The organism is Methanosphaerula palustris E1-9c, from assembly GCF_000021965.1.
Taxonomy (GTDB): domain Archaea; phylum Halobacteriota; class Methanomicrobia; order Methanomicrobiales; family Methanospirillaceae; genus Methanosphaerula; species Methanosphaerula palustris.
In genome coordinates, this window is record NC_011832.1 from 1,024,630 (window position 1) to 1,049,178 (window position 24,549).

At 55.8% G+C, this 24,549-nt stretch carries 27 protein-coding genes and 1 tRNA gene; 5 read left to right on the plus strand and 23 right to left on the minus strand.

What is annotated here, in order from left to right; translation table 11 throughout:
- Positions 1 to 51: 51 nt before the first annotated feature.
- Complete coding sequence (locus tag MPAL_RS14305) at positions 52 to 1,974, plus strand: ATP-binding protein (RefSeq protein WP_012617664.1); 1,923 nt, start codon at positions 52 to 54, stop codon at positions 1,972 to 1,974.
- 618 nt (positions 1,975 to 2,592) lie between these two features.
- Here MPAL_RS14305 and MPAL_RS04975 read toward each other — a convergent pair.
- On the minus strand, positions 2,593 to 2,793 hold the full coding sequence (locus MPAL_RS04975; RefSeq protein WP_012617665.1) for a hypothetical protein: 201 nt from the start codon (positions 2,791 to 2,793) through the stop codon (positions 2,593 to 2,595).
- Between the two features lie 215 nt (positions 2,794 to 3,008).
- Here MPAL_RS04975 and MPAL_RS04980 point away from each other — a divergent pair, with 215 nt between their 5' ends.
- Entirely contained in the window at positions 3,009 to 3,602 is a 594-nt protein-coding gene (locus MPAL_RS04980) for a small multi-drug export protein (protein ID WP_048145197.1), read from the plus strand.
- Positions 3,603 to 3,633: 31 nt separating this feature from the next.
- Here the strand turns inward: MPAL_RS04980 and MPAL_RS04985 are convergent, their stop codons facing one another.
- Entirely contained in the window at positions 3,634 to 3,834 is a 201-nt protein-coding gene (locus MPAL_RS04985; RefSeq protein WP_148208144.1) for a hypothetical protein, read from the minus strand.
- Positions 3,835 to 3,923: 89 nt separating this feature from the next.
- Here MPAL_RS04985 and MPAL_RS04990 point away from each other — a divergent pair, with 89 nt between their 5' ends.
- Both MPAL_RS04990 and MPAL_RS04995 read left to right on the plus strand, forming a co-directional pair.
- Positions 3,924 to 4,241, plus strand: coding sequence for a carboxymuconolactone decarboxylase family protein (locus tag MPAL_RS04990; RefSeq protein WP_012617668.1), 318 nt, complete (start codon positions 3,924 to 3,926; stop codon positions 4,239 to 4,241).
- A gap of 41 nt (positions 4,242 to 4,282) precedes the next feature.
- Positions 4,283 to 4,525, plus strand: a complete 243-nt coding sequence (locus MPAL_RS04995; protein ID WP_012617669.1) for a hypothetical protein — start codon at positions 4,283 to 4,285, stop codon at positions 4,523 to 4,525.
- 117 nt (positions 4,526 to 4,642) lie between these two features.
- On the opposite strand, the gene MPAL_RS05000 is transcribed toward MPAL_RS04995, so the two are convergent.
- From MPAL_RS05000 to MPAL_RS05010, 3 genes are all read right to left on the minus strand, one after another.
- Positions 4,643 to 5,044, minus strand: a complete 402-nt coding sequence (locus tag MPAL_RS05000) for a hypothetical protein (protein ID WP_012617670.1) — start codon at positions 5,042 to 5,044, stop codon at positions 4,643 to 4,645.
- 58 nt (positions 5,045 to 5,102) lie between these two features.
- Entirely contained in the window at positions 5,103 to 5,597 is a 495-nt protein-coding gene (gene sixA, locus MPAL_RS05005) for a phosphohistidine phosphatase SixA (protein ID WP_012617671.1), read from the minus strand.
- Between the two features lie 69 nt (positions 5,598 to 5,666).
- Complete coding sequence (locus MPAL_RS05010; protein ID WP_012617672.1) at positions 5,667 to 6,365, minus strand: ferredoxin--NADP reductase; 699 nt, start codon at positions 6,363 to 6,365, stop codon at positions 5,667 to 5,669.
- A gap of 233 nt (positions 6,366 to 6,598) precedes the next feature.
- Between MPAL_RS05010 and MPAL_RS05015 the strand changes: the two genes are divergently transcribed.
- On the plus strand, positions 6,599 to 7,414 hold the full coding sequence (locus tag MPAL_RS05015) for an ABC transporter ATP-binding protein (protein WP_012617673.1): 816 nt from the start codon (positions 6,599 to 6,601) through the stop codon (positions 7,412 to 7,414).
- Between the two features lie 80 nt (positions 7,415 to 7,494).
- Here MPAL_RS05015 and MPAL_RS05020 read toward each other — a convergent pair whose 3' ends face one another.
- From MPAL_RS05020 to MPAL_RS05105, 18 genes are all read right to left on the minus strand, one after another.
- Positions 7,495 to 7,941, minus strand: a complete 447-nt coding sequence (locus MPAL_RS05020; RefSeq protein ID WP_048145198.1) for an alpha/beta fold hydrolase — start codon at positions 7,939 to 7,941, stop codon at positions 7,495 to 7,497.
- A 57-nt stretch (positions 7,942 to 7,998) separates the two neighbouring features.
- Positions 7,999 to 8,766: a sensor histidine kinase gene (locus MPAL_RS05025; protein ID WP_052292196.1), complete on the minus strand. Its 768-nt coding sequence runs from the start codon at positions 8,764 to 8,766 to the stop codon at positions 7,999 to 8,001.
- The gene (locus MPAL_RS14310; protein WP_083766996.1) at positions 8,753 to 9,331 is read right to left on the minus strand and encodes a response regulator; all 579 of its coding nucleotides are present in this window, start codon (positions 9,329 to 9,331) and stop codon (positions 8,753 to 8,755) included. Before MPAL_RS14310 ends, MPAL_RS05025 begins: the two co-directional genes overlap by 14 nt.
- Positions 9,332 to 9,736: 405 nt before the next feature.
- Positions 9,737 to 9,848 (minus strand) — tRNA-Met (locus tag MPAL_RS05035).
- A gap of 88 nt (positions 9,849 to 9,936) precedes the next feature.
- The gene (locus MPAL_RS05040; RefSeq protein ID WP_012617674.1) at positions 9,937 to 12,030 is read right to left on the minus strand and encodes a NosD domain-containing protein; all 2,094 of its coding nucleotides are present in this window, start codon (positions 12,028 to 12,030) and stop codon (positions 9,937 to 9,939) included.
- A 189-nt stretch (positions 12,031 to 12,219) separates the two neighbouring features.
- A complete protein-coding gene (locus MPAL_RS14315) occupies positions 12,220 to 14,316 on the minus strand; it encodes a NosD domain-containing protein (protein ID WP_012617675.1) in 2,097 nt (698 codons plus the stop codon).
- A 62-nt stretch (positions 14,317 to 14,378) separates the two neighbouring features.
- Positions 14,379 to 15,854, minus strand: a complete 1,476-nt coding sequence (locus tag MPAL_RS05050; protein WP_012617676.1) for an acetyl-CoA carboxylase biotin carboxylase subunit — start codon at positions 15,852 to 15,854, stop codon at positions 14,379 to 14,381.
- Between the two features lie 2 nt (positions 15,855 to 15,856).
- On the minus strand, positions 15,857 to 17,596 hold the full coding sequence (locus MPAL_RS05055; RefSeq protein ID WP_012617677.1) for a pyruvate/oxaloacetate carboxyltransferase: 1,740 nt from the start codon (positions 17,594 to 17,596) through the stop codon (positions 15,857 to 15,859).
- Positions 17,597 to 17,642: 46 nt separating this feature from the next.
- On the minus strand, positions 17,643 to 18,296 hold the full coding sequence (locus MPAL_RS05060; RefSeq protein WP_012617678.1) for a hypothetical protein: 654 nt from the start codon (positions 18,294 to 18,296) through the stop codon (positions 17,643 to 17,645).
- The gene (locus tag MPAL_RS05065) at positions 18,278 to 18,976 is read right to left on the minus strand and encodes an ATP-binding cassette domain-containing protein (protein ID WP_012617679.1); all 699 of its coding nucleotides are present in this window, start codon (positions 18,974 to 18,976) and stop codon (positions 18,278 to 18,280) included. Before MPAL_RS05065 ends, MPAL_RS05060 begins: the two co-directional genes overlap by 19 nt.
- Positions 18,967 to 19,650, minus strand: coding sequence for an energy-coupling factor ABC transporter ATP-binding protein (locus tag MPAL_RS05070; RefSeq protein WP_012617680.1), 684 nt, complete (start codon positions 19,648 to 19,650; stop codon positions 18,967 to 18,969). The genes MPAL_RS05065 and MPAL_RS05070 overlap by 10 nt, the downstream gene beginning before the upstream one ends.
- Positions 19,647 to 20,156: a biotin transporter BioY gene (locus MPAL_RS05075; RefSeq protein WP_012617681.1), complete on the minus strand. Its 510-nt coding sequence runs from the start codon at positions 20,154 to 20,156 to the stop codon at positions 19,647 to 19,649. Before MPAL_RS05075 ends, MPAL_RS05070 begins: the two co-directional genes overlap by 4 nt.
- 43 nt (positions 20,157 to 20,199) lie before the next feature.
- A complete protein-coding gene (locus tag MPAL_RS05080; RefSeq protein ID WP_012617682.1) occupies positions 20,200 to 21,180 on the minus strand; it encodes a biotin--[acetyl-CoA-carboxylase] ligase in 981 nt (326 codons plus the stop codon).
- Positions 21,181 to 21,186: 6 nt separating this feature from the next.
- On the minus strand, positions 21,187 to 21,609 hold the full coding sequence (locus tag MPAL_RS05085; RefSeq protein ID WP_012617683.1) for a DUF2111 domain-containing protein: 423 nt from the start codon (positions 21,607 to 21,609) through the stop codon (positions 21,187 to 21,189).
- Between the two features lie 209 nt (positions 21,610 to 21,818).
- Positions 21,819 to 22,394, minus strand: a complete 576-nt coding sequence (locus MPAL_RS05090) for a hypothetical protein (protein ID WP_012617684.1) — start codon at positions 22,392 to 22,394, stop codon at positions 21,819 to 21,821.
- The gene (locus MPAL_RS05095; RefSeq protein ID WP_012617685.1) at positions 22,391 to 23,824 is read right to left on the minus strand and encodes an RtcB family protein; all 1,434 of its coding nucleotides are present in this window, start codon (positions 23,822 to 23,824) and stop codon (positions 22,391 to 22,393) included. The genes MPAL_RS05090 and MPAL_RS05095 overlap by 4 nt, the downstream gene beginning before the upstream one ends.
- Before the next feature lie 9 nt (positions 23,825 to 23,833).
- On the minus strand, positions 23,834 to 24,253 hold the full coding sequence (locus tag MPAL_RS05100; protein WP_012617686.1) for an archease: 420 nt from the start codon (positions 24,251 to 24,253) through the stop codon (positions 23,834 to 23,836).
- Positions 24,253 to 24,537, minus strand: a complete 285-nt coding sequence (locus tag MPAL_RS05105; protein WP_012617687.1) for a hypothetical protein — start codon at positions 24,535 to 24,537, stop codon at positions 24,253 to 24,255. Before MPAL_RS05105 ends, MPAL_RS05100 begins: the two co-directional genes overlap by 1 nt.
- Positions 24,538 to 24,549 lie beyond the last annotated feature (12 nt).

The following is a 24,549-nucleotide window of genomic DNA, read 5'->3' on the forward strand; positions in this document are numbered from 1 at the left end:
CACCAACAGGATCTGCGTCCGAGCCATGCTACCGGTCTGGAGGGCGGTCTGATGGCTCCTGGAATTGAGATGTACCTGCTCAGATTATATGTGGCTGGTGAGACTCAGGAATCTGCCCGGGCAATCCAGAACCTTGTGCGTATCTGTGAGACATACCTGGTGGGACGGTACGACCTGGAGGTGATCGATATCTCCCGGCATCCGAGTCTCTCACGGGATGAGCAGATCGTTGTGACCCCGACGCTGATCAGGAAGGGGCCGGCTCCTGAGCGGCGACTGATCGGCGACCTGTCAGACACCCGGGTGGTCCTTCGGGGTCTTGGTTTACCTGAGGGGGGGCTTCAAAACGAACCGAACGATTCAGGATCTTCTGCAAACCCGCAGGTCATAAAACTCTGTGAACGTTTGCGGGAGACTGGCGTCGATAGGATGGATATCTGGACCGGCCAGGTGGATGGAATCGTCGTCCCGACCTCTGATGAAGACAGGCTATTCATAAACCCCGGGGGGGCATCTCCGTACTGGACCTTTGTCGAGACGATGAATGAGGGGGCGGTGGTCATCGATCGGGCCGGAACGATTCTGTACTGCAACCGACGGTTTGCTGCGATCATCGAGGCGCGTATGGAGATGATCTCAGGTTCATTCTTCGATAGTTGGGTATGTTCTCATGATCACCTCCTCTTTGAAGCACTCTCTGTGGCCGGTGCAGATCGGCAATCTTCAGGGGATCTGCAGATGGTCAATACCCGGGGGCGCCTGGTCCCGGTTCATCTCTCGCTCAGCCCGTTTACGGGCGGAGGGGTCTCTGAAATTTCTATCGTGGTGACCGATCTGACCACGCGGAAACATAACTGTGCGTTGCTTCGATCCGAACATCTGGCCCATTCGATCCTCGAACAGGCCGCCGACCCGATCGTCGTGATCAACGCTGAAAAGGTGATCATCAGGGCCAATACCGCGGCAGTGGAGATGGCCGGGACCAACCCCCTTCTTGCACAGTTTGATTCGGTCTTTCCACTCTTCCAGGTGATTGGGGATGAAGAAATACCCTTCTCACCGTCCAGAATCTCCAGTGCCGGCAAGCAGTTACAGGGGATGGAGGTTCTCTTTCGAAGAACGGACAGGTCACTCTTTTCCTTGCTGATCAGCGCGGCACCGATAATCGGAGAATTCGGGGAATCGCCCGGATGCGTGGCTGTGATGACCGATATCACGGCCCAGAAACAGGTCGAAGGGGAACTTCGAAGGACACTCGACGACCTGGCCCACTCCAATCAGGACCTGCAGCAGTTTGCGTACATCGCCTCGCATGACCTGCAGGAACCACTCAGGATGGTGGCCAGTTACCTGCAGCTCCTCGAGCGAAAGTATCGGGACCGGCTCGATTCGGACGCCCAGGAGTTCATCGGGTTTGCGGTCGAGGGTGCGAACCGGATGCAGCAGCAGATCAACGACCTGCTGGCGTACTCGCGGGTCACGAGCCGGGGCCAGCCTCTCAAGCCGGTGAGCGCCGAAGAGGCATTGGCCTCTGCACTGAGTCACCTGGCCCTGAAGATCGAAGAGACTGGTGCCACGGTCACCCATGACCCACTTCCGATGGTCAGGGCCGATCTCCCGCAGCTGGTTCAGGTCTTTTCGAACCTTCTCGACAACGCACTCACATTCCTCCGTCCCCAGGTCGCCCCGGTGATCCATCTCTCGGTGGAAGATCAGGCTGGCTGGGTGGTCTTTTCTCTGCACGACAATGGGATCGGGATCGACCCGGAGTTCTATCAGCGGATCTTTCAGATGTTCCAACGACTTCACTCTCGCGCGGAGTATCCCGGGACCGGTATCGGGCTTGCGATCTGCCAGCGAATTATCGAGCGGCACCATGGGCGGATCTGGGTCACTTCGGTTCCCGGCAGTGGATCGACCTTCTCCTTTACGATCCCTGGTGTTAATGGTCACCTTCATGGTCCTGATCGCTGATAGTCGACGTCGATTTTTTTTACCTGATTTATGCAGTATCTTCCAATCTGGAATGAACTGATGAAGATCGTTGGAATCAACAGAAGTCCGCGTGGAGATATGAGTAGTACCCGGCGACTCGTCCAGTCAGTCCAGGATGGGGCAACGGGAGGCCAGTGCAGAGACCGAACTGATCGATCTCTGTGCCTCTAATCTGCAGAACTGTGCCGGAGGTTGGTCCTGTTACGTCAGGGGGAGTGTGTGCTTGCCGATGACTTTGAGGGATCTACCAGAATATTCTCGATGCGGATGGGATCGTATTCGGTTGCCACTACTGGCGGGGCAGGCCATGATGAGGTGATCGCATATCTTCAGTGGATTCAGAACCGGCTCGGTGCGATCTTTGTTGGGGGGTCGGGGCCGCCGCGTTTTTGGCGTCACCCTGGTGGAGTTTATCCGGATCTGCAGGTATTACCCGGAGCAGGAAGAGATTCTGGTGGTCCACTGACCCCTATATGCTCGAAGGGCTGACTTATAGTATGAGGTCAGGCTCACCTGCTTGGGTGATGATGATGTGAGAAGAGTTCTAACGTTTGAGGATCGGGTGTAATTGTAGGTTCTCTTCATCTGGATTCAGGTTCAGAAAGATCTGCGCTGGGGCCTTGCAGATTTCCCTGAAGCGTTGATGATCCCGAACTTGGCAAACTCATCGGTGTCGACGAGAAAACCGTTTCCGTACCGCTCAGCTCGCAGGATACTGCTGTTCAACAACATCCGCACAGAGGGTTCATCGGTATGCATGACCCGGGCAAGCTGGCTGATCGAGAAGAACTGCTGCATGGTTACCGCTGACTCCTGATCTGCATCTTCATCTTTGTAAACCTATCAGCCTTTGCATCTTCACATTCATACCCAAAACCAGTACATACCATTGTGCGCTGTGAATATAAGAGACCGTTATTCTGCGGTGTGAAAATGACTAGGTCCATTTCCGCTGGTGTCTTATTGAGATGATAACAGAAACAGAGAACTCATCTGTGATCAGATCTCTTTTGATGGAATGGGTTGTGCACCCGGATCAGTCATCTGATCCCGGGCAGGAGCCGATCGGATATATAAGGCCCTCGAAGAGACTGCGGATCATAGAGGGTTCCGGTGCAATATTCGCGCTGGTGGTGGTTCCCTCTCTGCTGATACTTCTGCCTGGTGTCCGGTCCGATCACCTGCTCGCGCTGATCGGTTCGACGGCGCTGATCGAGTCCGGTGCCCCGGTGGTCGGGGTCGCCCTGGGTTTACCTCCTGCCGTAGTGCTCGTGCTGGTCTGTTCAGTCGCCCTCGGATTGATCCTGCTGATCTATACCCTGCTGGACACCCTGGATGCCGAATCCCCAAGGGTCAGTCACCTCCTTGTATGGGTCCGGCAGCGGTATACTCGTTCAAAGACCCTGCAGACCTATGGGATCTACGGGCTTGTTCCGGGGATGGTGATTCTCGGGGTGTGGATCTGCCCGCCCATCGCCTGGCTGGTGGGCTGGGAGCGGAGACGGGCCGTGCTGCTGATGATGATCGGGTTCACGATCGCTGCTGCAGGAACTCTGGCTGTCGCCACCGGATTAGTCCGGATCCTGCCGGCTTACCTATCCTGGTGACCCTGGATCTCCCGGCCACCGTGCCTGTTCCTCATCTCCTGTTCTTCTGGTCCCGTCCCGGTGCCGGTGCCCAGGGTTGCGGAGTCCCCTTCTTCATCTCGTCCGAGTCGTCACGATCCATCACGGTCCCGTCCGGGTTGAGACCGTGAAACTGTTCGTCAGGGTTCTTTGCAGTCCCTGAGACCTCTTCACTCTGTTTCTTCTCTTCTGTATGCTGGTCATCAACTGTCATAATGCGTCTACCATTCATCTCCCCCCAGATAAGGGTATGCTCACCAGAGAAGGAGCGCATCTATACCTGGAAAGGTGCTATATCCTGGTATGACCAGCAACCCGTTCGAACAGTTTATGCAGGAATGCCCGACCATCGCCGGGGCTTATGGCGCTCTCGTCCAGGCACAGGCCGCAACAGATGCACTCGACCCACTGACCAAACAGTTGATCAATATCGCGATTCAGACCGCTCAGAAGAACCCGGTCGGAGTCCGGCACCACGCCGCAATGGCCCGGGATGTTGGAGCCGGCAGGGAGGCGGTGATCGCTGCCGTCGTAATGAACCTGCATCTCTCCGGTCTTGGTCCGGTCCTTCTCTCACTCCCTGCGGCGATCGAGGGCTGGGAAGGGACCGGTCCGTGCTGAATGATCGGTATTATATAATATAGGAGTTATTACGCCTTATCATGCCAGATAAGGACAGTCCTCCCAGGATCCACCGGAGAGTCAACGACAACCAGAGGAGGCGAGAGAAGGTTGCCGAGGGTGCGGAGTCCGGGACACGGAAGCATGCAACGACCGATGAACCTGGAGGGAGATTGAACCGGGTCTACACAGACGTGAGGACCCTGGCCCATCACACCAATGCCGAGTTGAAGATGATGCGGGAGCGGAACTTCAGCGTCGATGATCAGCACAGGAAGTTCTGATCGTATTTCACCACGATCATCTGCTGATGCCTGGCCCTGAACTCATCTTCTTTATGATCTGGCCTTCTGGTATTCCAGTACCTCCCGGCAGTTCACTGTTGTCAGGTGAAGATCTTCTCACCATTCGATCTCGTCGACGAAGGGCATCAGACCTGTCAGAAATGGTGTCTTCTCTCCATCTGAGAGTTGCCCGATCTCTATCACCTGGATCATCAGGGGAAAATCGACCAGTCGCTGAGCAAACGTCGGATCAGACTCTCTGGCAAAGTTGAGGAATGTGCCCACTTCGATGAACGGCCGTTCATAGACCGGTACATGGGCGTGTTCTGCAAGGTCATGTTCATACTGGCCTTTTCTGACCAGGTCCTCCTCGAAGTACAGCACTACCTGGACGCCGTACCGATCATGCAGGATGTTCAGATCCTGAATATCCACTTTGTCTCCAACCTTCACCCCGAGGTGTGCCAGCTGCTCGACGGGTGTCGCCCCTTCGACCTGATCCAGATTCTTTCTCTTCATGGACTTCAGTCTGACATATACATGTTGTCAGGTTAATAATATCTTGGATATTTAGGGGTCATTTGAACGCGATGACCTGCCTGGGTGTGACCAGCCAGTGGAGATCCCCGGCGAGGTCTTCTGAGACAGTGAGATGCTTGATCCTGGCCATACCCCCTTTAGCAAGCAGGATTGAAGCCCGATCATCTCCTGCGATCACCTGGCTGATGAAGGTCGAGAGGAGAGGTTCATGCCCCACGATCAGCAGGGACTCAACCCTTTCATGGCGATAGATCTCCTCGACAAGAGCATTTCTATCACCTTCTGGTGCGAGCGACGGCCAGATCTCAACCTCCACCCTGTCTCCTGATACAGCGGCGACGATCTCTGCTGTCTCCCTGGCCCGTTTCAGGGGGCTGGTCGCGATCAGGTCGAATGAATAACCGGCAGACCTGGCCCACGCCGCGACCTGTCGTATCTCCTCCTGACCGCGGCTGGTGAGGGCACGATCGAATTCAACGATACCGGCTGCGCGAGGTTCTGCCTGTCCATGTCTGAGAATGAAGAGATCCATGAGCACTCAAACCCTCTCTTCACTATTGATTCTTTCTGGTTCCATTACCAAAGATCGTTCCTCTGGCCGTCAGTACCCCAGGAAGGACTCGACATAGACCCGGTCTTCTGGAATCCCCTCTGCCTGGAGTACTCTTTCGAGGTCTTCGACGAGAGCAGGGGGGCCGCAGAGATAGAAGGATGCGTCCTGATAATCGGGAACCTCCTCCCGGATCGTAGTGAGGTCAAGATGCCCGCGTCGTCCCTTCCAGGTCTCTTCTGGACGTGAGAGGCTGTGGACGATCCGCAGATTTCTATTTTTCTGCATAAAATTGGCCAGTTCCTCTTTAAAGGCGGCACTCTCTTCAGATCGGTTCCCATACAGGAGTGTGATCGCGGCGGGGATCCTGTTGTCGGTGCAGTAGCCGATCATGCTCATAAACGGGGTGATCCCGATCCCGCCGGCGATCATCACGACCTTTTGGTACTCTCCGGTGAAGGTGAATTTCCCATGCGGCCCGTTCAGGTAAACCGTTTCCCCGACCTGCAGGTTGTCGAGAGCCTTCGAGAACTCATGCGAGGTGATCCGTTTCGTGAACTCGATATACTCACTTTCAGTGGGACTGCTCGAGATGGAGAAGTATTTGGTCTTCTTCTCCCCGTTGATACGGATCGTCACCATCAGAAACTGGCCTGGGAGAAACTGAAATGATGCCGGCCGACGAAACCGGAAACTCTTCACTTCACTGTTTCTTCTGATGATCTCTGCAACCGTTGTCTCAAACTCCATATCCTTCCTCCACCAACCCTGGTAATCTCCTATTCGTATCTGCTCTCTGACACTCGGGCAAACACGGGGACTGCATCTATCCCGAAGTTATATATTTCTCTCCAGTAGTGATCATACCTCCTTACCAGGGCCTTTTCGTCTGAAGCCAGACAATCTCTGGCATTTTTGACCAGCAGGACCATCAGGCAATAGGATCAACCCAGATATCAGTACTGATAGAAGGATTTGAACTGATGAACACCGCATCACTCACCAGGCAGCAGACCTCCCCTCCGTTTCTGGAGTTTGAGAACGTCACTGTCTTCACTGAAGGGAAGAGGATCCTTGACGCGATCTCAATGACGATACAGACCGGGGAGAATGTTGCGATACTGGGGCCGAACGGCTCCGGGAAATCATCGTTGATCAAGACCATCACCAGGGAATATCACCCCGCTTTCCAGAAGGATGGATATACCTGCAGGATCTGGGGGAGGGATCGGTGGAATATCTTCGATCTCCGATCCCGCCTTGGGATCGTCTCGAGCGACCTGCAGCAGGCCTTCGCTCAGGAGATGTCAGGGCGGGAGGTGATCCTCTCAGGGTTCTTCAGCAGTGTCGGTCTCTTCAACCGCATTGTGACGCCGGCGATGGAGGAGAGAACAGAGGAGATCGCTGCATTCCTCGATGTTTCCCACCTGCTGGATCGGTCGATGACCGGGATCTCTACAGGCGAGGCCAGAAGACTGTTGATTGGCAGGGCGCTGGTTCATGACCCTGAGGTGCTGATCCTCGACGAACCGACGAACAGCCTGGACCTGCACGCCCTCCACACCTTTCGGGGCACCCTTCGCAAGGTCGCCAGGTCCGGTACCGGGATCGTCCTGGTAACGCATACGCTCTCGGATATCATCCCTGAGATCTCGCGGGTGATCATGATCAGGAATGGACGTGTGTACGGGGCCGGCCCAAAAGCAACAGTTCTCACCGATCAGCAGATCGGGGAACTCTTCTCGGTCCCGGTAAAGATCCGTGAAGAGGGCGGGTATTACTACGTCACCGGATACTGAGAGGTCCTTTAAAACCGACCGGGTTCTTCGATCTCATTTTTTAACAGATTGAAGAACTGGTCCCGCGCCTGCCGCTCCTTTCAGGGGGTATGTCCGCATGCAGGGAGGATGTGGACACTCAGATCGACGCCAGCCCTGGTGAACGGTTCGACCACCCCCTGGACCGGGTGAGGGTCAGAGGCTCCATGGATCACCACCACCGGGCAGGTGATCGATCTGATCTTATCGATGAAGTATCCCGATGCCCGGAGTGCGGCCGCCTCCTCCCAGACCTGTCGGTGAACGGTGATCATCGACCTAAGATTAAGATCGGAAGGCTCGTCCGGGAGCGGGTCGACCGAATCAGCTTGGGAGATCAGTTCCCTGAATCGGGCAAGGAGGAAAGTGTCTGAGAGAACGGATGGATCGTTCAACTCTTTCATCAGAGTGAAGGCCTCGGTTCTCTTCTCATGAGGGAGTCTATTGAAGCGGGTCTCCAGGATTCTGACTGCAAATGCCGGGTCAAGCGGTCCGGAGTCGATCAACACCAGTTTTTTTCACTGAGGTGGGGTATTGTGCAGCGAAGAGGAGACTGAGCGTCGCTCTCATGCCAGCAAATTTGAATTAATTCCGGATAAACACTCTCCTCTTTTCTGTCTGGCTCTCCGGAACATTCCCCGTGGCATCACGATCTCGAACCGTGCCCCCGCCCCGGGAGTTCCGGTCTCAGTGATGGTGCTGTTGACGAGGGAAAGGATTTCGCGGATCAGGAACGTCCCAAATCCGGTGTTCTTTCCATAGCCTCGGTGGAAGATCTTCTCTTTCTCCTTAAGAGGAATGCCGACCCCATCGTCCTCCCATACGATCACCTGGTTGTTGACAGATTCGACAGTGGAGACCCTGACACTGGTCACTCTCTTCCCATGCCTGATGCTGTTGTCGAGCAGGTTGGAGAAGACCTTCTCAAGCAATGGATCGGTGTACACTTCGATGCCATCAAGGTCTGCCTGAAACAGGATGGTCGATGGAATGGACTGGGTGGGCAGGAGGTCGACGAGATGATGCCAGGTGGGCCAGTTCTCTTTATGGTGCTGAAAGATGGTGACGAACTCGATCTGGGATTGTATCTCCCTGGTTGCCCCCTCAAGATTTTCGATCAGTGAGGCGATACTCTCTTCATCCAACGTTTCGTTCCGGGCAAGATCCAGGTATCCCTGCATCGCCAGGATCTTGTTCCTCATATCATGGTGTGTGACGTTGATCAGGAGGTTGAGCTGCTGGTTTCTATGGCGGAGGTCCTTCTCAATCCGTTTAAGATCAGCAATCTCCTGGGAGACTTCTCTCTTCGAACCCCGTTCATCATAACCTGGCATAATTTTTCGATCCTCCGCAACTGGCTCTTCTGTCCCTGGTCTGAAGCAGGGGATTTGAGCATGTTTCTTCTCTCGGATCGTCGACTTTGAGGCCGAGGGTGCCATCCTTGCTTGCGATGGGAAAGAGATCCTGGACCAGGGAAAAGAACTGTTCCATTTCATCGTTCCCCTGCAGATCCTCATCTTCTGCCCTTCTACGTTTGATGATCTGATCGGTCAGTTCAGCGAATCTGGCAACCGGGTTACCCCTCTTCTGCAGGTAATAATCGGCGCCATTGGCGATGGCTTCGGTCGCCACCTCCTTGCTGCCATGTCCGGTGAAGAGAATGAAAGGGACCGGCCCGGTGATCATTCTCGTCTCTTTGAGGAAGGTGATGCCGTTCATCTCTGGCATCTGGTAATCGGAGATGACCATATCAAATGTGGACTCCTGCAAGAGAGAGAGCGCTTCTGTGGCTGATGGGCAGGTTCTGACGGTGAACTCACCTGTTCGTTCCAGGAAAAGTTTCGCGATCTCAAGGAAGTCCGGTTCGTCGTCGACATACAGGATAGAGATCATGGTCATCACGTATTGTATGTTATATTATACATTTAGCAATTTATAGATTTCTAAAATACACCTTAAAATTACTTTTTGTATATATACTCTACTTTATCAGAAGCACTGTTTCATGGTATGGGTTTTTCATCTCATGCCGGAGAGGAACAGTCCCGACACGTCTGCCAATGGTATTTCATCACGTACACCAGGTCTCGTTGTTTTGTGTGCAGGAGAGTGTCCTCGTCATGGTGGAACATGTCAGAAGTGCAGGTCAAACAATGTGTCCCCGATGATTATCACCCTGTTCATGATCAAAAAGGTGGCATCAAATTGGGTTATCACGAGTAGATCGTTTTATCACGAATGTATCAATGGGAAATAGACTGAAAGGAGATTCAAAAAGAAGAACTCTTCAAGAGAGTCTCTGGATGCTGCGAGTGGGATCCGAACCCACGACCTCCAGATGTCTCAGATTCTGGCGCCTCATATGCTCGTTAAACCCTATGAGTCTGGCGCCCTGACCAAGCTAGGCTACCGCAGCTCGCACAATGTGCACAATAAGAACGCTACAGAACCAGATAAAGATTCTGTTCGTCGGCACACCTGATTGATAAAAGGAATGCCCTGTCTCACAGCCGTGAGAAGAGCGCGGCGACGTCGCCGAAGTCGATCTGCTGGTTGCCGTTGAAGTCGAAGAGCTGCACCGGTTCATGGTCGGCGATCCAGTCCATCTGGTTGAAGAAGGTGGTCACATCGCCGAAGTCGAGCTTGCCGTTCCCGTTCAGATCCTCGTAGAGCCTGTCGTGATCGGGATCGGTCGGGTCAAGCTGGTTCGGCGGGATCGGCTGTGGACCAGGGTTCGCATAGGCGACGAGGGGGAACTGGTCCATGGTGCCGGCTGCGATCTGGTTTGGGCTGTCAGCGAATCCGTCCCGGTTCTGATCGACTGCAAGGTCGGAGAACCCGGTCTGTGTGGGGTTCCCCCAGTAGTTGCCGCCCAGGTACGGGCCGCCTGCCAGGTTCTGTCCGGTGGTCTTACTGGTGTTCCAACTTGTCGTATTGACCCACCCAGAGATGATTACGTTCTGTCCGTTAACAATCTGGTTGTCTGCGATTAAACTCTGGTTCATTGAGAGGAGGTACAGCCCGGTATTCAGACTTTCGGTTATCCTGTTGTGCTCGACCCTGATATCGGCTGTGGAACGGGAGAGGAGGCCGCGATAGTTGGAGGTGAGTGTGTTGTCAGCGATTGCGAGGTTGGTAGTTTCTCCATCCAGGAAGATTCCGGCATACGAGCAGTCGGAGATGGTGGTATCATTCACCGATCCGTTGGTGGCATGATACAGGTAACACCCGTCCTCCCAGTTTGAGATGGCCAGGTTGGTGATATTCAGTCCATCGACAGGGTCTCCGTTGTTGTACGCGAGGATCCCGACCGATCCCTGCCGGCCGGAGCCCCGAAGGAGGTGTCCCTTCCCGTCGATCGTCACATTCTGTGCCGTGACCAGGATCCCCGTATCGGCGTCGCTGCTGATCAGATCCTTTGCAAGGTAATATTCACCGGGAACCGAGCAGGTGTACGGGAGGGAACTGATCTCCTTCGGCGCCGGTGATGGGGTGGCTGCAAAGTTGACGTCCAGCGTCTGCCACACCAGGGCAGCCCAATCATCATTGTCTCTGAACTGCATTGTCGCAGAGTAGTCCATGTCCATCGAAACTCGGAAGACGCCGCGTGGATGCCCATCCGAGACTCCCCAGGAGTTGACCATGATCCAGTACCTGTTCGTCGGGTCGGTGTCATTGTATCCGACGCAGAGTACTTCATGCCCCCCGCCCTCGTTTTCATTATAGAGTGTGTTCTGCCAGGGGGTCATGTTCCATGCGGTCTCCTCCGAACTGTTCATGAAGAACTCTATGAAGGATCCCCAGGCCGTAGAATTGGGGAGATTGAACCCAAAACCAATGGCACGGTTCTGGTCGAGCACAGCCTTAATGTTGCTGATCGCCTGCTCGTTGCCAATATGTCGTGTCTCGATCCGTTGCGCTTTGATCTGATAGATCTGGTAGTGGGGTTCTGTGGAGATTGCAAAGGCAGGCTCGTAGGACCGCTGTTCTGTCCCTGACCATGTGGTCCCGTCCTGGTACTCAGCGTTCAGGTTGGACCAGGGAACTGCTATCCCGGTTGTGGTATAAAAATTAGCGAGATTAAAGAAATCTCCTCCAGTCCCTGCCCATTTATTCCCAGAACCACCATTATAGTTGGCGTCCAGGTACGAGATCGAGAATCGGTCCTTCACCCCGTTCTGGACGGCATGGGCGATCTCCATCACCCCGGTTCCCGCCCAGACCCAGCAATTCCCGATCGATCCTTGATTTCGTTCAGCCGGGATGTAATCCAGGTAAGGGAGGAGATCCTTGTATCCGCCCACAGATGTGGTATTATTCTGGAGCTGGCTGGAAGAACCGGTAGCCGGCACCGACACCAGGGGTAATGCATTGTACTGAGCATCCCATTCCTTGAGCTGCTCGGATGAGGGGTGCATCACCGTGTAGACTGGTGTCTCGTCGGTGGCGTGGAGATCTACCCCCCTGTTCTGAATATCCGAGAAGAATGCCGGCATTTTCAATGATTCGTTCACCGTTTCGGCTGCTGCCGGGAAAATGAGAAGGCTGCAGCAGATGAGAAGGATGAGGAGAGACCTGAGCGAAGGATATGAAGACATCTGGATGGTTGATCTGATGCTATAGAATTTGAATGAACTGGATGTGATAGTTCGATCCGTCTGCAAAAGTTCTCGCCATAGTTTCAATCTCCTTCTGAAAGAAAACCATGATTCTCACCTCGATATTCGGGTATTCCGATTGGAAAACTGTTCGCCGGCCCTCATAATAAAATTAGGGAATATTTCTCATCATAATCGTGAGAAGAGCGAGGCGATGTCGCCGAAGTCGATCCGCTGGTTACCGTCGAAGTCGAAGAGCTGCACCGGTTCATGGTCGGCGATCCAGTCTATCTGGTTGAAGAAGGTGGTCACATCGCCGAAGTCGAACTTGCCGTTTCCGTTCAGGTCCTCATAGAGCCGATCGTGATCGGGATCGGTCGGGGCGAGCTGGTTCGGCGGGATCGGCTGTGGACCAGGGTTCGCATAGGCGACGAGGGGGAGCTGGTCAATGTTGCCGGCTCCGATCTGGTTTGGACTGTCTGCGAATCCGTCCCGGTTCTGATCGGCTGCAAGGTCGGAGAACCCGGTCTGTGTGGGGTTCCCCCAGTAGTTGCCGCCCAGGTACGGGCCGCCTGCCAGGTTCTGTCCGGTGGTCTTACTGGTATTCCAGGCGATCGTGGTGACTCCAGTGGGGAGAGCCAGGTTTATTTTATTAATAAACTGGTTGTCTGCGATCAAACTCTGGTTCATTGAGATGAGGTCCAGACCGGCATTCTGGTTCTGGGTGATCCGGTTGTGCTCGATCCTGATATCGGCTGTGGAACGGGAGAGGAGACCGTAGTAGTTGGCGGTGAGCGTGTTGTCAGCGATCGCGAGGCCGGCAGTGCCTCCGTCCAGGAAGATTCCGGCATACGAGCAGTCGGAGATGGTAGTATCATTCACCGATCCGTCGGTGGCATGATACAGGTAACACCCGTCCTCCCAGTTTGAGATGGCCAGGTTGGTGATATTCAGCCCATCGACTGGATCTCCGTTGTTGTATGCGAGGATTCCGACCGATCCCTGCTGGCCTGAGCCCCGAAGGAGGTGCCCCTTCCCATCGATCGTCACATTCTGTGCCGTGACCAGGATCCCGGTATCCGCATCGCTGCTGATCAGATCCTTTGAGAGGTAATACTCACCCGGAACCGAACAGGTGTACGGGAGGGAACTGATCTCCTTCGGCGACGGTGACGGGGTGGATGCAAAGCTGACGTTCAGTGTCTGCCACAACTGAGCTGCACTATCATCACTGTCTTTGAACTGCACCGTCGCCGAGTAGTCCATGTCCATCGAAACCCGGAAGACGCCGCGTGGATGGCCCTTCGAGACCCCCCAGGAGTTGACCATGATCCAGTACCTGTTGGCCGGGTCGGTGTCATTGTATCCGACACAGACCACCGCATGCCCCCCGCCTTCCGTATTGTTCCAGAAGGTATTCTGCCAGGGGGTCATATTCCATACGGTCTCCTCCGAACTGTTATCCCAGAAGTCGTCGAAGGAATCCCAGGCCGTAGTATTGGGGAGATAAAACATGATGTCGACGGCACGGTTCTGGTCGAGTACGGCCTTGATATTGTTGATCGCCTGCTCGTCTCCAACATGCCGTGTCTCGATTCGTTCAGTCTTGATCTGATCGATCTGGTAGTATGGTTCGGTGGAGATTGCAAAGGCGGGCTCGTAGGACCGCTGCTCTGTCGCTGACCATTTGGTCCCGTCCTGGTACTCAGCGTTCTGGTTGGACCAGGGGACTGCTATCCCAGTTCCAGAATAGAAATCGGCCACAGTGGAGATGTAGCCTCCGTTTCCTGCCCAGGCATTCCCTGAACCACCGTTATAGTTTGCATCCAGGTACGAGATCGAGAGCCGATCCTTCACCCCGTTCTGGACGGCGTGGGCGATCTCCATCACAGCGGTCCCTGCCCAGACCCAGCAGTTTCCGATCCGTCCCTGGTCTCGTTCTGCCGGGGTGTAATCAAGATATGGGAGAAGATCTTTGTATCCACTCACAGATGTGGTATTATTCTGGAGCTGGCTGGAAGAACTGGTAGCCGGCACTGACACCAGGGGCAATGCATTGTACTGGGTATTCCATGCCTTGAGCTGCTCGGATGAGGGGTGCATCACCGTGTGGACCGGTGTCTCGTCAGTGGCGGGGAGATCTACCCCCCGGTTCTGAATATCCGAGAAGAATGCCGGCATCTTCAACGATTCGTTCGCTGTTTCGGCTGCAACTGGAATAATGAGAAGACCGCAGCAGATGATTATCAGAAGGGTAAGATACCTGATCGATGGATATGAAAACATCGTAATAATCAATCCGATGTCGAAGAATTAGAATGAGCTGGATCGGATCCTTTGGATCCAGTTCACTGTTTGGTTGACTGCAGATAAACATTGACTGCCGCTGATACCGCAGCCATCTCCTTCCCCTGCCGGAGAGAGGTGGCCAGCGTCTGCATTCTGGTCTCCTCCTCGCGGATGAACCTGGAGAGGTTCCGCTGCACATGCTCCTCCTGCAGGAAGTGGGTGTGCGTGTCCCCTTCGACAAAGTGGGGGTTGTGCATGATCGCATGGTGGAGGGGAAGTGTTGTCTTGACCCCGAGGATCACATACTCATAGATCGCTCTCCGCATCCGCTCGATCGTCTCCTGCCGTGTTGCACCGTATGCACAGAGCTTGGAGATCATCGAATCGTAGTTGGTCGGGATCGAATACCCCATATGGATCCCGCTGTCCACGCGGATCCCTGGACCACCTGGCGATCTGTACCTGACGATCTTACCCGGGTCGGCAGCAAAGTTATGAAGCGGATCCTCAGCGTTGATCCTGCATTCGATCGCATGCCCCCGTATCGAGATATCCTGCTGATCAAAGGCCACATCCTCCCCCGAGGCGATTGCCATCTGCTGCCTGACAATATCGATCCCGGTAATCAGTTCGGTGATCGTATGCTCCACCTGCAGCCGGGTGTTCATCTCCATAAAATAGTAGTTTCCGCCGGAGTACAGAAATTCCACCGTTCCTGCATTCGCGTAATGGCAGGCCTTGGCGACTGCAATTGCAGATGCCGACATCCGCTCGCGCAGGTGTGGGGTCATGATCGGACATGGCGCCTCCTCGACCAGTTTCTGGTGCCGCCGCTGGATTGAACATTCCCGATCATAGAGGTGGACTACATGCCCCCGCCGATCCGCCAGCACCTGAAACTCGATATGTCGGGGCTTGATCAGGTACTTCTCGATAAAGACGGTCGGATCCCCAAATGCGGACTCGGCGATCCGCATCCCGGTGGAGAGTGCTGATTCGAGTCCGTCCTCGTCATTGACGATCTGCATTCCGATCCCGCCACCGCCTGCAGAGGCCTTGACGATCACAGGATACCCGATCTCAGCCGCGACCTTCTTCGCCTCATCGATAGAGGTTACCCCATCAGGGGTCCCTGGGAGGACTGGAACACCGGCTTTACGCATCATGTGCTTGGCGCCGATCTTCGATCCCATCGCTTCGATCGTCTTCCAGAACGGACCGATGAAGACGATACCCTCTTCAAGGCAGCGCTTTGCAAAATCTGCATTCTCGGCAAGGAACCCATACCCCGGATGGATCGCCTCGACACCTGACTTCTTTGCGATGTCAATGATCCGTTCGATATTCAGATAACTCTTCGAAGGGGGGGCCTCACCAACGAGAAAGGATTCATCTGCGTACTTGACATGGAGTGAATTCTGATCCACGGTCGAGTAGATTGCTACTGATTCGATCCCGAGTTCCTTACAGGCCCTCATTACCCTGATTGCAATCTCACCACGGTTGGCGATCAGCACCTTGTCGAAGTACTTCATTCTCATTCCATCACCAGCAGCACATCGCCGTTCTGGACGACGTCACCTGCATCGACGAAGATCTCGGTGACTACCCCATCCCGTGTGCTGTGGATCGGGTTCTCCATCTTCATTGCTTCAAGCACCAGCAGCGTGTCCCCCTTCTTGACGACAGCCCCCCTGCTCGTCATCACCTCAAGAACCATCCCCTGCATATTGGACTTGACCCCGCCGACGATCTCGCCCCGCGGGATCTTCTCAACTGGTCCTTTCTTTCCGACCTGGGATCCCTCGACTGAGATAATCCGAATATTGAAGATCTCGCCGTCCACCTCCACCTCCATCTGGGACGGGACTGTGCTGCTTGCTTTGGCCACTGGCTCTGAGGAAGGGATCGCCTCCGCCTTCCGTTCGCCCTTCAAAAACGATGGGGCGATCGCCGGGTACATGATGTACGTGAGCACATCCTCCTCGGTGGAGGCAAGCCCGGCCAGTTTCGCCTGTTCAAACATTTTATCATAGGTCGGTTCGAGCAGGTCGGCTGGCCGGCCCGTGATCACCTTCTCCTCCCCGATGATCAATCTTCTGATCTCGTCGCTGATAGGGGCAGGTGAACGGCCATATAAACCTCGCACATAATCCTTCACCTCCTTGGTCACGTTCTGGTAGCGTTCGCCACCGAGCAACACGTTCAGGACAGCCTGTGAACCCACAATCTGGCTGGTCGGGGTCACCAGGGGTGGATATCCAAGGTCGCGCCGGACCTTTGGCACCTCGGCAAAGACATCATCGAGCCGGTCGAGAGCGTCCTGCTCCTGCAACTGCGAGACCAGATTTGAGATCATCCCGCCAGGGAGTTGATAGATCAGTACATCCGAGTCGACCCGTTCTGAGATCGGGTTGACCAGGGCATTGTACTTCTCTCGGATTTTCAAGCAGTTGTTCCGGATCTTCCGCAATGTCAGCAGGTCGATTCCGGTCTCCCTCTTTGTTCCCTGCGTCGAAGCGACCACACTCTCGGTCGGGGGCTGTGAGGTGCCGAGCGAGAACGGGGACATCGCGGTATCAAGGATGTCGACCCCGGCTTCGATCGCCGCCTGATAACTCATCGGTGCAATCCCGCTGGTGGAATGGGAATGAAGACAGACCTTGATGTCGACCGTCTTCTTGATCCCGGTGATCAGTTCCCGTGTTGCCTCCGGCATGATCAGTCCGGCCATATCCTTGATGCAGATCGAGTCACAACCCGCTGCATACAGTTCCTCTGCCATCGCGATGAAGGTCTCAGTGTTATGAACCGGGGAGAGCGTATACGAGATCGCACCCTGCAGATGACCACCGACGTTCTTAACCTGATCCATTGACCGCTTCATATTCCGGATATCGTTCAATGCATCGAAGACCCGGAAGATATCGACACCGTTTACGGCCGAACGCTCAACAAACCGGTCCACGACATCGTCAGAGTAGTGCCGGTACCCGACCAGATTCTGCCCCCGCAGTAGCATCTGAATCGGAGTCTTTGGCAGCGCGGCTTTTAGTTCCCGAAGACGTTCCCAGGGATTCTCATTTAAAAATCGGATACAGGTGTCAAAGGTCGCACCTCCCCATGCCTCGGCTGAGAAGAAGCCGGCCCCGTCGATCAGGCGGGCGAGAGGTAACATATCCTCAGTCCGGAGGCGCGTCGCGATGAGTGACTGATGGGCATCCCTCAGCGTGGTATCGGTGATATAAAGTCTGTTTACAGGATCTGCAGCACTCATTGGATACCTCTTGGCCTCGTTGTAGCGATAAAAGCCTCAGAGTGGTTCACTGTAAAAGTATAAAAACATCGCGAACAGGCACGATTACAAGCAATCCAATCAGAATCGCAACAGTTGCAGGGAGGAGATCTGATCGGGCTGTCTTAAACTTTGGGCAGAGTGACCCCCCGCCGACATACCCGCGCAGGGCGAGTAGCGAAGCGAGGTCCCTTGACCGTTCCAGCTGGGTGTGGACGAGGAGTGTTCCTATCAACAACAGGGACCGGATCCCGGCCCCCTTTCCTTTCAGGGTCAGGGCTACCCTGATCCTCCGAAGGTCCTGGTGTGCGATCTCCAGGGACTGGATTGCGATCTCTGCGAGCAGCCCAATATCGAAGCCAAGGTGCCGGCCAAAGAGCCAGACCGCGAGGTCCAACATCTCCCCATCGACTCGTTCTTCATACGCCCATGATGCGATCAGCAGCACGACGGTGATCCTGAGCAGGTAACTTCCGCCATCGCCGCCGGAGAAGTGCGTTATGATCGCTGAGAGGCCGATCATCGTCCCCATCGCGAGGATCACACCTTTCTTTGGGAGGGCTCGCCACGACCGGGTGAAGAGCAGCCACCAGACCAGGACCAGGGCGGCGGTCAGCATCGATGAATACGCCGCCCATGAGAGGATGAGGGTCGCTCCAAGTCTTATCCGTTGATCCTGCATGCCGCCTCCTTCAGGTCCTCTGGGGTCAGATTCTCCGGCACGACACCTGCACGGAGGAGCATCAGTACCGGAGGCGGAGCGGTCTGCCATGTTTTTATTCCCTCAGGCACCGGGCCACAGCAGACCAGTTGATGATCCCGGATCTCCCAGATCATGTCGACCCTTGGAAAGGTCCACTGTTCGTGGGTGAAGAGGATTGTGATCCTGCTCTGTCGTTCACCGAGCCTTCTACAGACCCGTTCCTTCTCCATGCAATCGAGCGAACTGAGTGGTTCGTCCAGCACCAGCAGGTCATGGTCGCTGGCAAGAATGCAGGTGAGTTGGAGTCGTTTCTGTTCGCCGCGGCTGAGTGTGAGGGGGTCTCGCTGCTCCAGACCAGTCAGTCTCGCTTCGGCGAGGATGAGGTCCGGGTCGATCCCCCATGATGTAGCCTCGGCGTGGAGTGTCCGCTGGGTTATCTGGTACTCCGGGAACTGGAGCGAGAGCATCGTCTTCTTGATTCCATCAAGTCTTACCCTCCCTTCTGCAGGCTGGGCGACCCCGGTCATCACCTCGGCAAGTGAAGACTTGCCTGCACCGATCCGCCCGGTGATCAGGTGGACACCTGGGGTGAAGGTGGCATCACACGAGAGGGACCAGTCCTCGTGCCGGATCACGACCTTCTCCAGCGTCAGGTGCATCGGCCCCCCTCCATCCAGAAGAAGAGGGGGGAGAACCCCTCTGTCCTGATCTGGTTGAAGACAGCCCCGGGTCTGCCGGAAGCCAGGACCTGACCGTCTTTTAAGAAGATCACCTGGTCTGCTGCTGATGCGAGAGCCATGTTCTGGGTGCAGAAGAGCAGGTACCTGACTGAGGAAGGCTGAATCAGCCTGGTGATCCCGGCCAGGGTCTGATGATCGAGGTATGCATCGAACTCGTCCAGGATCAGCACGGTCGGTTCCTTCACCAGCGCAGTCGCCAGTGCCACGACCCCTTTCTCCCCGCCTGAGAGTGTTCTGGTCAACCGGTCGAGGAGGTGGACGATTCCGAGCCGGTCGCAGACCTGTTCGACGGCGGACTCTGTCTCCTGGCACGAGAGGCCGGCGAACCGGCATGGGGACGCCACTTCGTCCCTGACCGTTGAGAAGAGGATGTTCCGGTCAGGAGATGAGGAAACCCATGCGACCTCCATCTCTCGTGGCGGTGTTCCATCGATCAACACGGTCCCCTGTGTGGGGGTCGTGAGCCCGGCGCAGACCTCAAGGAGTGTGGTCTTGCCTGACCCGTTCGGGCCGATAACGGCGGTTGCTCCCCTATCGATCGAGAGGGTGGGTATCTTTACCACCCGCTGGTTGATCTGTGAGAGTGTGATCATCTGATGCGTCTTTCGATCAGATAGGCGCCGAAGGCTTTGAGGATATCTCCTGGAATGAATGGGAGGACACCCAGGGCCAGCGCCCCCGCGACAGTCATCCCCGTAGAACTGACCATCCAGAGAGTTCCGCAGAGGTAGATGATCAGGGTCCCGGCGGTAAGTCCGCTGATCCGGATCCCGGTGCGTTTCTGTTCATAGGCGAGCCCAACGATGGCCGCCGCTGGAATGAATCCGACGATGAATCCTCCGGTCGGGCCGAGCAGCACTCCAACACCAGAGAGGCCATTATGAAAGACTGGTATGTTCAGTACTCCAAGCAGAAGATAAGCAAGCGGCGGCAAGAATCCATACCGTTTCAGCAGTGCACCGGAGAGCAGCACAAAGAGCGTCTGCAGTGTCAGGGGGACTGGTATGAATGGGATCGAGATCCACCCCCCGATTGTTATCAGTGCGATACATGTCGCGGTGGTGGTCAGCACCCGCGCCCGATCGATGTTGCCAAACATTCGTCAACCTCTAATTATTATTTTGGTTGACGGTAAAAAGAGGTTATGTATGAAAGCAGTCGCCTGCTATGACCCGCTCTATCTTACCGTTCTCTTTCCTGACGATCAGGGCACCGTACTCATCGATGTCGATCGCTTCACCTTCGAAGCTGTTCCGCATCGTGTTCACCCGCACATGCTGTTCGAGCGTATACGACATCGACTTCCACTCACGGAGGATCGCATCGTACTCCCCGCTCTCCAGCACCTGGTAATGCCGTTCGAACTCACGGAGGACCCTGGCCAGAAACGCCGCCCGATCCACCTCGTGTTCCAGTTCCTCGCTGATGGTGGTGACCCCACTTCGGAGTTCAGGCGAAAGTGTATCGAGTTTGATGTTCACATCGATCCCGATCCCGAGCAGGCAGTAGTGAATGGAGTCGGACTCCGCTGCCAGTTCCAGCAACAGCCCGGCGACTTTTTTATCGCCGATATAGACATCGTTCGGCCATTTTATCAGGGCGCCGATGTCGAACTCTTTTCGAATGGCCCGAGCGATGGCAACCGCACCGGCCATCGTGATCATAAAGACATGATCGATCGGGATCGTCGGTTTCAGAATCAGCGTGATCCAGATCCCGCCCTGCGGTGAGACCCAGGCCCTGCTGAGCCTACCGACCCCACCAGTCTGCTCCTCGGCGATGATCACAGTGCCGTGTAGTGCTGCGACGTCTCCCTCGGTGGCCAGGGTTCTGGCCACATCGTTCGTCGACGGGGTCGTCTTCAGATACTGCATCTGGCGTCCTATCACCTGAGTCCTGAGGTGCTTCTGGATCTCGTATGGAAGGAGCATCGTGCTCGCACTGATCAACTGGTACCCTTCCTGCTGAGAGGCGTTGATCTCGTACCCCATCTCCCTGAGATCCTTGATATGTTTCCAGACCGCCGACCGGGTGATGGCGAGTGATGCACTGAGCGACTCTCCTGATATCGGACCTCCTGCTTCCTCAAGGAGTTTGAGTACTCTAAAGACAGATTCTTTCATGATCGATTACCTTTTTGCGCCGATCTGCTCGCCTGGGAGCGGACACGGATCTTTCCCGCAGACTTGTTTTAATATTTCGGACTGATGCTCCATCAGATTTGCAAGGTCAAAGATGCCGGTGATATCCACGACACCGATGGCTGCGATCGCCTCGCCATCCTGGTCCCGCACTGGCGTGACCACCACCGGCACCCGAACATAAATTCCTGATGCAGGCGTTCTCTTCACGATCTGGTTCTTCTCCAACACTTCTTCAAGAACCGGGCCTGTGTAAGCAGCGTCCACGACCCTGCCATCTTCGATCCTGATCCCGTGGTGTTCACGAGAACGTGCCGTAACCGGGAGCCGGTTCAGCAGTTCATGCATCGCCATCATGATCGGGATCAGATCATCGGGCCCTGCACTGGCAGAGATCGTGTACTGGTGCATAAAACCTCGTAAAATTCATTATTATGCAGATAAAATAATGTTTCGGTCTCAGGCAGCCCCGGGTCGCACAACTCTCTCGAATAGTTTTCCCCTGGCAACGCTCCTGCTGCCCATACGATGACCCGGTTAACATGGGGCGGGAGATTCCTGCCAGGATGCCTGATTGGAAGCCCGGGCAGGAGCACGCATGCTTAGGAACCGGTATCCGGTTAGAAGATTGTCGCTTCTCCGCTGCAGAAGGTGGCGAGGATATCCCTCGATGGGTACTCGTGGATAGTGGTCACTAAAACAGTTCCGCGGCTGATCGTCGCCTCCACCATCACTGCATTTCCATGGGCAGAGGCTATGACCATACCCTCGTATGTTGGGAACCAGCCATCACATTCGAGGTGGTCGTGATCATAGCCTTCAAAGAGGGTTGACCAGTGTCCGGCGTCGTTGAAGGTCACCGATTGCTCGCCATACTGATGATGGTACGTGAGCTGAAACGGCAGCCAGTCATAGGCATCGGGCCGGTCTGCTGCCGCCCCGAAGACGATCAGAGAACCACCGCCCTCAACAAACCGGCGGATCCGCCCGCTTGATGCTCTGAGGGCAGGGAGGAGGTGGGAATACTCCCTGTTGCCGAACCCGGTCGGCACCACCAGCGTTGAAAAACTGCCGCGGAAGAACGGGGTCGCGACCAGCTGGGGGGTCACCAGTTCACAGTTCACTCCACAGTCCTCGATGAACCTGGAGAGTACCTGCGGCTGGTCCCAGAGCAGCCCTGCCCGGGGAGTGCTCATCCTTTGATCACTCCGAGTGGATCCAGCCTGGCTACCCCAGCCGAGAGGCCGGCCTCGATCACCACCCTGATCACCTCGCCGCTCGGTTTGTACACGCCGGGCGCCTCCTCGGCGATGGCAGCATCGTTCGGGGCCCGAACCAGGATCCCGCTCTCCCCGAGGCGGGCCTTCACCTGCTGCCCGGTGAAGGTTCTCTTGGCTTCAGACCGGGACATCACCCTCCCTGCCCCGTGGCAGGTCGAGCCGAAGGTCCGCTCCATCGCAGTACTGGTCCCATGCAGCAGGTATGAAGAGGTCCCCATCGAGCCGGGGATGATCACCGGCTGTCCGATCGAGGTCAGTTCTGGGGGCAGGTCTGGAGATCCCGGGCCGAACGCCCGGGTTGCCCCCTTCCGATGGACGCAGACCTCTGTTGCGACCCCGTTGACCTGGTGCGTCTCAAACTTGGCGATGTTATGGGCCACGTCGTAGACCAGCGGCATCTCTTCAGGGCTGATCCGGAAGGCCCGGGAGAAGACCTGCCTGACCTGGTGCGTGATCATCTGCCGATTGGCCCAGGCATAGTTGGCGGCCGCGGCCATCGCCCCGAAGTAGGCGGTTCCTTCAGGTGAGTCGAGCGGAGCACAGGCCAGCTGCCGATCAGGAAGGTTGATCCCGTACTTCTTCGTCGCTGCTTCGAGAGTCTTTAAATGGTCTGTACAGACCTGGTGGCCGAGTCCCCGAGACCCGCAGTGGATCATCACACAGACCTGCCCCTGCTCGACTCCGAACAGGCCGGCTGCTTTGTGATCGGCGATCTCCCCGACCACCTGCACCTCAAGGAAGTGATTGCCGGCACCGAGGGTCCCCGGCTGTGGGATGCCGCGCTGCCGAGCTTTCTGGCTGACCGCGTCGGGGTTTGCCTCCTTCATTCGCCCCTGCTCCTCGCACCGGACCAGATCGTGTTCGGTTCCGAACCCCTGCTCGACCGCCCAGCCGGCTCCATCGGTCAGGATTCCGGTGAGGTCGCTGGACGAGACAGGTCTGGCCGACTTCGCCCCGACCCCCGTCGGAACCGCATGAAAGAGTTCCTCGATCAACGCCTTCTTTGAAGTCAGGTCCTTCACCTTCAGCGGCGTCGTGATCAGCCTGACCCCGCAGTTGATATCAAAACCGACCCCGCCCGGGGAGATCACACCATTTTCACGGGGAAAGGCCGCGACCCCGCCGATTGGAAATCCATATCCCCAGTGTATGTCTGGCATCGCCAGGGAATGGTTGATGATCCCTGGCATCGTCGCCACATTGGCGAGCTGCCTGATGGCCCCCTCCTCGAGCGTCGCTTCCAGTCCGTTGGAGAGGAAGAACCGGCCCGACACCTTCATCCCCGGGACGTACCCGATCGGCACCTCCCACTCCACATCGCTGATCTGTGTAACTCCTTTCAACATATCCCCACCTCAGACATCAAACAGTATATCGAGTTGATAAGCATTCTCCACCGTTTCAATTGAGAGACCATAGAACGAGATCCCTTTCACCTCGCTGCCGGCATGAAGGGCCTGGTCGAAGGGTTCTCCCGTGAGGATCGCGCTCAGGGTCTGTTCGCCTTCATGCTGGGCAAGACTGACCTTTACATGGCAGAAGACCAGCCCCTTCACCTCGGTGAGGTAGAGCACCTCTGAAAGGAACTCCTGCATCAGGGCCACCTGGTCGGCGGCACTGACCGTACATTCGCAGGTATGATCCCCGCCTCCCTGGCATCCGCCATAGATCGTCTGCATCAGCGCCCTGACAGCCTCAGCATAGAGGAGGGGCAGGGTCGGTGCATTGATCCGGTACAGCACGTCCGCTGTATGTTCAAGTTCGGTGATCGTCATCAGTACCAGTCAGGATCCTGTCTGAAGAATGAGGATGGGATCAGCCCGGCATGGATCGTCTGCAGGTCGCGCGCCTGGTAGATGGAGACATAGATCACCTGACCGCCAAGGTGTATCTGAAGGTCTGAGGGCTTGGGGGGCCTGGCCGTGACCGGCAGCAGCACCGGGCCACCACAAGAGGTACAGATCCGAAAATCGCAGTTCCGCTCTTTAATATAGGCGATCACATCTTCATTGACGGTGATCTCTGCATCGGATACTGGCTGATCCCTGGGGATAGACATGGTGCTCTATCA